The organism is Streptomyces niveiscabiei (assembly GCF_001419795.1).
Taxonomy (GTDB): Bacteria; Actinomycetota; Actinomycetes; order Streptomycetales; family Streptomycetaceae; genus Streptomyces; species Streptomyces niveiscabiei.
Window position 1 is genome coordinate 1 of the sequence record NZ_LIRL01001408.1, and the last position, 2,794, is coordinate 2,794.

Genomic DNA, 2,794 nt, shown 5'->3' on the forward strand with positions numbered 1-2,794 from the left:
GGCGGCGGCGTGGCGCGCGGTGTTGGTGAGGGCTTCCTGGGCGACGCGGTAGATCACGAGTTCGGACTCCTCGGGGAGCGGGGGCAGGCCGGCGGCGAGGTCGCGGCGGACGGTCAGGCCGTGGGTGGTGAACTCGGCGGCGAGCGAGCGCAACGCGCTGACCAGCCCGAGTTCGTCGAGCACACCGGGCCGCAGCCGGCGCGCGATACGGCGGATCTCGTCGAGCCCCGCCCGGGTCGCCTCCTGCGCCTGCCCGATCTCCTCGCGCAGTTCGTCGGGCCCCCGGTCGGCGACCCGCTTGAGCTGGAGGAGGACGGCGGTGAGGGTCTGCCCGACCTCGTCGTGCAGCTCGCGCGCGATCCGGTGCCGCTCGCTCTCCTGCGCGGACAGCGCCCGCCCGGCGCTGGCGGCCCGCTCGGCTTCGAGCCGGTCGAGCATCGCGTTGTACGTCATGATCAGCTCGGCGGTCTCCACGGGCCCCGAGACGACCGCGCGCCCGCCCGGCTGGAGCAGGTCGGCGGAGGCCATGGCCCGTCCGAGCCGCCCCAGCGGCGCGAGGCCGATGCGCAGTACGAGGGCGTTGGCGACGAGCAGTACCCCGAGCCCGGCGGCCACGACGAGCGCCTCGGCGGGCAGGACCGGCGTGGAGACGGTGACCGGCCCGAGGAGCAGGGCGGCGGCCACGACGAGCCCGACCGCGTTGAGACAGAACATCCGCCAGAACAGCGACACGCTCCCGGCCCCTCCTCTCCCTCTCCTCGACCCTCGCGGGCCCCGCGCCCACGGCACACCCGCGACCAGCCTCTCCGCCCACAGCCGGCGTCGTCCATCCGTCATGGCACCCATATCGCCACGGTACGGCTGGATGGCAGCATGGTCGGCTCCGGGCCTGTGTCCGGAACCCATCGGCAGAACGCCGGAATCCATCGGCAGAACGTCCGTACGCCTCGGGCGTCTCGGCACGAGATCAGCATCAAGGGGAAGAGAAACGTGTCTGTTCCACGCCTCCGGTCGACGCCGTTGCCGGGTATCGGGGTCCAGTACGACCTCGTGACGCGCGACCACCGCCACCTCTCGGTCGTGGCGCACCGCGACGGCACGCGCACGGTGAACGTGTACCGGTCCGACGACCCCGACTCCTGCGCCCAGTCGCTGCGGCTGACCACCGCCGAGGCCGGTTCGCTGATCGACGCGCTGATGCCGTCGCACCACAGCCCGAGCCTGCTCTACACCACCGACCTGGGGCTCGTCGCGGAGCGGATCGAGGTCGGGGCCACCTCGCGGTGGAACGGGCGGCTGCTGGGCGACACCCGGATGCGCACCGAGACGGGGGCGTCCATCGTGGCCGTGCTGCGGCGCGCGGAGGCGATCCCGTCGCCCGCGCCGGACTTCCGGCTGGCCGGCGGTGACACGGTGATCGTGATCGGCACCCGGGAGGGCGTCGACGCGGCGGCCGCGATACTCGGTCAGGAGTGACGAGTGCACTCCGCGGTCCTGCTCATCGAATTCGGCTCGATCATCCTCGGCCTCGGGCTGCTCGGGCGGGTCGCCGCCCGGTTCCAGTTCTCGCCGATCCCGCTGTACCTGCTGGCCGGTCTCGCCTTCGGCGAGGGCGGGCTGCTGCCGCTCGGCGCGAGCGAGGAGTTCGTCGCGACCGGCGCCGAGATCGGGGTCATCCTCCTGCTGCTGATGCTCGGTCTGGAGTACACGGCCAGCGATCTCGTCTCCAACCTCAAGTCGCACTACCCCGCCGGGCTGGTGGACTTCTGCCTCAACGCGCTCCCGGGCGCGGCTGCCGCGCTGCTGCTGGGCTGGGGGCCGGTCGCGGCCGTGGTCCTCGCGGGCGTCACCTGGATCTCGTCGTCCGGGGTGATCGCGAAGGTGCTCGGCGACCTGGGGCGGGTCGGCAACCGCGAGACGCCGGTGATCCTCAGCATCCTCGTGCTGGAGGACCTGGCGATGGCGGTCTACCTGCCGATCGTGACCGCGCTGGTGGCGGGCGCCGGGCTGCTGTCGGGCTCGCTGACACTGGCGATCGCGCTCGGTGTCGCCGGGCTCGTGCTGTTCGTCGCGCTGCGGTACGGGCGGCTGATCTCGCGGTTCGTCTCCAGCGACGACCCGGAGAAGCTGCTGCTCGTGGTGCTGGGGCTGACGATCCTGGTGGCCGGTGTGGCGCAGGAGCTCCAGGTATCGGCGGCGGTCGGCGCGTTCCTGGTGGGCATCGCGCTCTCCGGTGAGGTCGCCGAGGGCGCCCACACGCTGCTGAGCCCGCTGCGGGATCTGTTCGCCGCCGTGTTCTTCGTCTTCTTCGGGCTGCACACGGACCCGGCGAGCATCCCGCCCGTGCTGCTGCCCGCGCTCGCGCTGGCCGTCGTCACGGCCTGCACGAAGATCGCCACCGGCTACNNCTCCATCGTCATCGCGGGCCTGGCGGTGACGGCCGGCATCGAGCCCGACCTGGGCCCGCTGGCCACCGCGTACGTCCTCCTGCTGGTCATCCTCGGCCCGCTGACCGCCCGCTACACCGAGCCCCTGGCCACCCGCTGGGCCCTGCGTCGGGCGAACGCCAAGGCGGCGGAACAGGTGCCCCTGACGGAGAAGGCGGAGAAGCAGGAGCAGACCTGAGGTCTCGCCCCGGCCGGACGGCCCTCGGTGTGGCGCGCTGCGGGCGCCGCGCCGGGGGCCGACTGCTTGAAGGGGCCGACCGACTGCTTGAAGGGCCCGGCTAGCCGCGCGAAGAGCACCGACCGCGTGAAGGACACCACGCTCCGGTACGCCACCCCGCCCCCCACAC

The 2,794-nt window shown here is 72.9% G+C and carries 3 protein-coding genes and 1 pseudogene; 3 read left to right on the top strand and 1 reads right to left on the bottom strand.

The features are described 5' to 3' along the window. The coding region (locus AOK24_RS44530; protein ID WP_240554431.1) for a sensor histidine kinase at nucleotides 1-732 on the bottom strand (732 nt) is incomplete at its 3' end. 258 nt (nucleotides 733-990) lie between these two features. On the opposite strand from AOK24_RS44530, the gene AOK24_RS44535 reads away from it, so the two are divergent. The 3 genes and pseudogenes from AOK24_RS44535 to AOK24_RS52120 form a co-directional block, all read left to right on the top strand. After that, nucleotides 991-1,476, top strand: a complete 486-nt coding sequence (locus tag AOK24_RS44535) for a cation:proton antiporter regulatory subunit (RefSeq protein ID WP_055725488.1) — start codon at nucleotides 991-993, stop codon at nucleotides 1,474-1,476. A gap of 3 nt (nucleotides 1,477-1,479) precedes the next feature. After that, nucleotides 1,480-2,406: cation:proton antiporter (locus AOK24_RS44540; RefSeq protein WP_240554432.1), on the top strand; the 927-nt coding region annotated here is incomplete at its 3' end. A 2-nt stretch (nucleotides 2,407-2,408) separates the two neighbouring features. Continuing rightward, nucleotides 2,409-2,625: pseudogene (locus tag AOK24_RS52120) on the top strand (cation:proton antiporter); the annotation flags it as partial. Nucleotides 2,626-2,794 lie beyond the last annotated feature (169 nt).